The sequence below is a fragment of the Mycobacterium sp. E3298 genome (genome assembly GCF_001666895.1).
Lineage (GTDB): Bacteria > Actinomycetota > Actinomycetes > Mycobacteriales > Mycobacteriaceae > Mycobacterium.
Window position 1 is genome coordinate 1 of the sequence record NZ_LZJB01000245.1, and the last position, 1,823, is coordinate 1,823.

Genomic DNA, 1,823 nt, shown 5'->3' on the forward strand with positions numbered 1-1,823 from the left:
CCCGTCGTTCGGGGTCCACGTGGTGGTCACGGCCGATCGCGAATCGGAGCTGCGGCCCCCGGTGCGAAGCGGGTTCGGCTCCCGGGTCGAGCTGCGGCTGGCCGCCGTGGAGGACGCCAAACTGGTGCGGTCCCGGTTCGCAAAGGAAGTTCCGGTCAAGCCGGGCCGCGGCATGGTCGCGGTCAACTACGTCCGCCTCGATTCCGACCCACAGGCCGGTCTGCACACGTTGGTGGCCCGCCCCGCGCTCGGGAGCACAGCTGACTACGTCTTCGAGTCCGACAGCGTCATCGACGCCGTGAGCCGCCTGACGAGCAGCCAGGCCCCGCCGGTGCGCCGCCTCCCGGCGCGGTTCGACGTGGAGCAATTGCGCGAGCTGGCCGCACGGGACACGCGACAGGGCGTCGGTGCGGGCGGAATCGCTTGGGCCATCTCCGAATTGGACCTGTCGCCGGTGTACCTCAACTTCGCCGAGAACGCGCACCTGATGGTGACGGGTCGACGCGAATGTGGGCGCACCACGACGCTGGCCACCATCATGTCCGAGATCGGCCGGCTGTACGCGCCGGGAGCCAGCAGCGCGCCCACGCCGCCGCCCGGCCAGCCGTCGGCACAGGTCTGGCTGGTGGACCCGCGGCGCCAGCTGCTGACCACGCTGGGTCCGGACTATGTCGAGAAATTCGCCTACAACCTCGACGGCGTCCAGGCGATGATGGGCGAGTTGGCGGCGGTCCTGGCCGGACGCGAGCCGCCGCCGGGTCTGTCCGCCGAGGAGTTGCTGTCGCGGTCGTGGTGGAGCGGTCCGGAGATCTTCCTGATCGTCGACGACATCCAGCAGCTGCCGGCAGGTTTCGACTCGCCACTGCACAAGGCCGCCCCGTGGGTGACCAGGGCCGCCGACGTCGGGTTGCACGTGCTCGTCACGCGCACCTTCGGTGGTTGGTCGTCGGCGGGCAGCGACCCGATGTTGCGAGCGCTGGCCCAGGCGAACGCGCCGCTGCTGGTCATGGACGCCGACCCGGACGAGGGCTTCATCCGCGGCAAGATGAAGGGTGGGCCGCTGCCCCGTGGTCGAGGCCTGCTGATGGCCGAGGACACCGGTGTGTTCGTCCAGGTCGCGGCGACGGAGTTGCGCAAGTAAGGCGGATACCGCTGCGCCGGGGCTGGCCGAATCAGCCCCAGCGCAGCGGTAATTCTTTGAGCGCGAAACTCTTCGACGGGTAGTTGATCGCGGGGACGTAGTCCGCCGGCACGTCGAAGTCGGGGATCTGCCTGAGCCATTCTCCGACGATGACGGTCAGCTCGATCCGCGCCAGATGAGAGCCCAGGCAGCGGTGCGGTCCGCCCCCAAACCCCCAGTGCCGGTGGACCTTTCCGTCCATCACGAGCTCGTTGACGGACGTGGCGTCGCTCTCGTCGCGGTTGACCGCGGCCATGCACAACCGCACCGATGTGCCGGGCGGCAACGTCATGCCGCCGATTTCGACGAATTGGGTGGTGATCCGGGGGGCCACCGGCGCAGAGGGCTCCAGCCGGACGATCTCTTCGATGAAAACCCGGATCTGCCTTGGGTTCTCGCGAAGCGAAGCGCGCAGCTGTGGCCGGCGCGCCAACTCGAACAGGCAGAATCCGATCGCCGCGGTCACCGTGTCCAGGCCCGCCAGGATCAGCAGGTGGCTCATGCCCAGCAGTTCCAGATCGGTGAAGTCACCGTCACTGGCCATGACTTGCGACAGCATGTCGGAGCCGGGGTTTTGGCGGCGTTGCTGGATCGCATTGACCAGGTACTCCAACAGCAGCTGGCTCTTCTCGAGGTCGGCCTG

The 1,823-nt window shown here is 68.3% G+C and carries 2 protein-coding genes; one reads left to right on the forward strand and one right to left on the reverse strand.

The features are described 5' to 3' along the window. Positions 1-1,141: FtsK/SpoIIIE domain-containing protein (locus A9X05_RS11355; RefSeq protein ID WP_255369127.1), on the forward strand; the 1,141-nt coding region annotated here is incomplete at its 5' end. Positions 1,142-1,172: 31 nt separating this feature from the next. On the opposite strand, the gene A9X05_RS11360 is transcribed toward A9X05_RS11355, so the two are convergent. Beyond that, a partial coding sequence (locus tag A9X05_RS11360) for a cytochrome P450 (RefSeq protein WP_156736653.1) occupies positions 1,173-1,823 on the reverse strand: 651 nt, incomplete at its 5' end.